The organism is Nitriliruptor sp., from assembly GCF_040882075.1.
GTDB lineage: Bacteria > Actinomycetota > Nitriliruptoria > Nitriliruptorales > Nitriliruptoraceae > Nitriliruptor.
Genome location: NZ_JBBEBZ010000110.1, coordinates 1 through 3,531, shown reverse-complemented (window position 1 = coordinate 3,531; position 3,531 = coordinate 1). Strand labels below are relative to the sequence as shown.

Genomic DNA, 3,531 nt, shown 5'->3' with positions numbered 1-3,531 from the left:
CAGCAGCGAGTTCGACATCGCTCCGACGCCGGACCCGCCACCGCCTCCACCCCCGCCGTGGACAGCGCGACCCAAGCGACGCCGTTGGCGTTGACGCACCGGGGAGCGGTACCGGGTCTCTACGGGGAGAGGCGCCACCGTCCCACGAGCAGGCAGGCCGGACCGCTGTCCTGGCGGGTGACCGGTTCCTCGGTCGTCGGTGTGGGCGGGTCCGGGTTGCTGTCTCGCGGGATGCCGAAGATCTGCGTCGCCCACATCCGTCCGTCGTTGCGGCAGACCACGCCGATGCCGATCGCGGTGAAGCCCGGGTAGAGGATGTGGTCCCGGTGGCCAGCGGAGCGCATCCAGCCGACGTGGACCTCGGCCGCGTCGGTGTACCCATGGCGATGTTCTCCTCGCCGACCGACTGCGGGCAGTGCTACGCCGTCAGCCGGACCTGGACGCACAGCTCGATCTCGCACGGCGCCTGTTTCCCGGGTCTCGTGCGGCGGCCAGTCACCCACCTTGCGCCTCCATCCGGGTAGGCAAGAACTGCGGCAGCGTAGAACCGACTTGCTGACGCTAACTCGGAACAACCTCAGGCTTCTCGAGGGGGATCACGACGGACGTGACGGTGCGGCTTCTCGGATCCGATCGGCGTACCGCTGACGGGCAGCCTCACCGGAGGTGCCGAGTTCCTGGCCGATCTTCGACCACGCCGCACCCGCGGAGCGAGCGTCACGAACAGCGGTCAAGAGATTCCGCTCGAGCAGCGCTCGCTGGTAGGCCAAGCGCCGAACTGCCAGCAGCGGCGGCTCCCCGTGGTCGCCGGGCGATGGCTCGTAGGTTTCGAACTGGTCAGCCAACTCGTCGCCCCTGGCGATCAGGTCGTCGATCGATCTCGGCACCTTCATCACCTCCAGAACTTCCTTCTCGCTCGCATCGCGTGCACGCGTCGACGGGGAACGCCCACGCGTGCAGGGCATCTCCATCCGCCACGCCATGGCGGCCCGCGCTCTCGAGGACGAGGGGTTCACCGTGATCCATCTCCGGAAGCTAGCTACCGGTCGCGACACAGCAAGGTAACTTGGAGGCAACGACCTGTCGAGGGCGTCAGCCGGAGACATCCGGGCCTACAGCTGTCGGCGTGATGCGCAGGATCACGCGACGTTCCTCCTCCATGGCTCGCCGGTAGTCGTCCCAGTCCGGGTGCTCGCCCGACAGCCGCCGGTAGTAGTCGACGAGCAGGTCCATCGCTCCAGGCAGGTCCACGATCTCGGTCGTCCCGTCGAGCCGGACCCACGGCCCGTAGAACGCGTCGGTGAACACGCACAGCGAGGCGCGGGGATCGCGTTCGAGGTTCTTGACCTTCATCGCCGTCTCCCGGCTGGAGACGATGGCGTGTCCCTCATCATCAGCACCGACGGTGACCGGCGAGAGCTGCGGGCTGCCGTCGTTCCGGAAGGTGTGGAGCACCGCGCGGTGGTGCTCGCGCAGGAAGTCGGCTGCGGCATCCAGTTCCACGGCGGGCTCCTCGTCGCGTGACGTGTTGGCCGCTCCAGCATCCCACCTCGCGGCTCGACCGGCGAGTCCCCACGGCCGTCGACGGGTGGCCTCATCAGGTCTACGGTGCACCACATGGATGCCATCGCACGCCTCAGCCTGGTCGCTCTCGACACGCCCGACCCGCGTGGGCTCGCCGAGTTCTACTCCGCCATCACGGGGTGGCCGGTTCGCGGTGGCGACGATGACGAGTGGATCGAGCTCGTCAGCGGCGGCGGGGTGACGATCACCTTCCAGTTCGCGCCCGACCACCAGCCGCCGGTCTGGCCGAGCGCCGACCGACCGCAGCAGGCCCACCTCGACTTCGACGTCGATGACCTCGATGCCGGTGAGGATCAGCTCCTCGCCATCGGTGCGCGGAAGGTCGAGACCCAACCCGGGGACACCTTCCGGGTCTTCCTCGACCCCGCCGGCCACCCCTTCTGCCTCGTCGCTTCCAACGGCTGAGCATCGACCGTCGCGCTAGCCGTCCGACGTGTACGCGGCGCATCGGCACGTCAGCGGTGAACTTGACCACCTCAGATGGCTCGGTCGCGCAGCCCGTCCCTCGAGTCAGCGGCCGAGTGGCGCGTCGCACCTCGACCCGGTTGCATGCGACCCATGACCCTCCACGACATCCCTGTTCGGGCGCTCGATGGTTCCGCCGCGTCGCTCGACTCCCACCGCGGCGACGCGATGCTCATCGTCAACGTCGCCTCACGCTGCGGGCTCACCCCGCAGTACGCGACGCTCGAGGAGCTCCACGAGCGCTACCGCGACCGCGGCTTCACCGTCCTCGGCGTGCCGAGCAACCAGTTCGCCGGCCAGGAACCCGGCACCGCGGACGACATCGCCGAGTTCTGCAGCGCCACCTACGGGGTCACCTTCCCGATGCTCGAGAAGGCCGACGTCAACGGTCCGGACCGCCACCCGCTCTACGACGTCCTCACCGAACACGAGGACCCTGACGGTGTAGCCGGCGACGTCCAGTGGAACTTCGAGAAGTTCCTGGTCGCCCCCGACGGCGAGGTGGTGGCGCGCTTCCGGCCGACGACCACCCCGGACGACGCCGCGGTCATCGCCGCGGTCGAGGCCGTGATCCCGCGCTGACCGCCCGCCGCAACGGAGCGCTTCCGCGGAAGCGCTTCCGCGGCGCCGATGCCGCCGACGTCACTCCGCCGAACGGTCCCTGCGGCCACGCCAGGCCCGCCACGCACCGGTCGACCACAGCGCCCACGCGATCAGCGCCGGCTGGAAGAACAACCGCACGAACCGGGCACGGTCGGTGTCCAGCCCGAAGGCGTCGGTCCCCTCCACGTACTGCGCCACGTTGCCGGGGAAGATCGCCACGAGGAACGCTGCGGTCACCCAGCCCACCAGCGGACGCTTGCGGCCCGACAGCAGCGCCAACCCGAGCGCGATCTCGATGACGCCGGATCCCACCACGACCGCGTCGGTCCCGGCTGGTACCCACTCCGGCACCTGTGCCTCGAACTCCTCGCGGGCGAAGGTGAGGTGGGCCGTCCCCGCGAACGCCAGGAACCCACCGAGCACCCACCGGGCAACCGTACGAAGGCGCCCGTGCCTCTCGTCCACCACCGCAGCCACGATCGCTCCCGTCACCCGTCGACCGCCAGAGGTACCACGCCGCCAGGCCGAGGGAGCGGCTCCGCGGCGGCAGCGAGCGTCGTACCGTGAGGACGGCTCGCACCACCGCCCGCACAGCTCCGAGGACGGGAACTCGATGAGCGATGGTCCGCCACCGTTGCTCACGGTCGGTCACGGCACCGCGAGCGAGGACGAGCTCGTCGCGCTCGTCACGGCCGCGGGTGTCGACTCGATCGTGGACGTTCGCCGGTTCCCAGGTAGCCGTCGCCACCCCCACGTCGCCCGCGATCAGCTCGAGCGGTGGCTCCCGGCTGCGGGCATCGCCTACCGCTGGGAGGAGCGGCTCGGAGGCCGTCGGCGTGGCGAGCCGGACTCGCCGCACACCGGGCTGCGAAACGATTC

At 69.8% G+C, this 3,531-nt stretch carries 7 protein-coding genes; 3 read left to right on the top strand and 4 right to left on the bottom strand.

Annotated elements, in window-relative coordinates:
• Positions 1 to 119: 119 nt before the first annotated feature.
• From WEB03_RS06505 to WEB03_RS06495, 3 genes are all read right to left on the bottom strand, one after another.
• Positions 120 to 446, bottom strand: a complete 327-nt coding sequence (locus WEB03_RS06505) for a CAP domain-containing protein (RefSeq protein ID WP_368070141.1) — start codon at positions 444 to 446, stop codon at positions 120 to 122.
• A gap of 150 nt (positions 447 to 596) precedes the next feature.
• A complete protein-coding gene (locus tag WEB03_RS06500) occupies positions 597 to 893 on the bottom strand; it encodes a hypothetical protein (RefSeq protein ID WP_368070140.1) in 297 nt (98 codons plus the stop codon).
• A 199-nt stretch (positions 894 to 1,092) separates the two neighbouring features.
• Positions 1,093 to 1,503 carry a PPOX class F420-dependent oxidoreductase gene (locus tag WEB03_RS06495; protein ID WP_368070139.1) on the bottom strand — a complete coding sequence of 137 codons (411 nt, stop codon included), beginning with the start codon at positions 1,501 to 1,503 and terminating at the stop codon, positions 1,093 to 1,095.
• Between the two features lie 114 nt (positions 1,504 to 1,617).
• On the opposite strand from WEB03_RS06495, the gene WEB03_RS06490 reads away from it, so the two are divergent.
• Complete coding sequence (locus tag WEB03_RS06490) at positions 1,618 to 1,989, top strand: VOC family protein (protein WP_368070138.1); 372 nt, start codon at positions 1,618 to 1,620, stop codon at positions 1,987 to 1,989.
• 153 nt (positions 1,990 to 2,142) lie between these two features.
• Positions 2,143 to 2,631, top strand: a complete 489-nt coding sequence (locus tag WEB03_RS06485) for a glutathione peroxidase (RefSeq protein ID WP_368070142.1) — start codon at positions 2,143 to 2,145, stop codon at positions 2,629 to 2,631.
• Positions 2,632 to 2,691: 60 nt separating this feature from the next.
• Here the strand turns inward: WEB03_RS06485 and WEB03_RS06480 are convergent, their stop codons facing one another.
• Positions 2,692 to 3,075 carry a hypothetical protein gene (locus WEB03_RS06480; protein WP_368070137.1) on the bottom strand — a complete coding sequence of 128 codons (384 nt, stop codon included), beginning with the start codon at positions 3,073 to 3,075 and terminating at the stop codon, positions 2,692 to 2,694.
• Between the two features lie 190 nt (positions 3,076 to 3,265).
• On the opposite strand from WEB03_RS06480, the gene WEB03_RS06475 reads away from it, so the two are divergent.
• A partial coding sequence (locus tag WEB03_RS06475) for a DUF488 family protein (RefSeq protein ID WP_368070136.1) occupies positions 3,266 to 3,531 on the top strand: 266 nt, incomplete at its 3' end.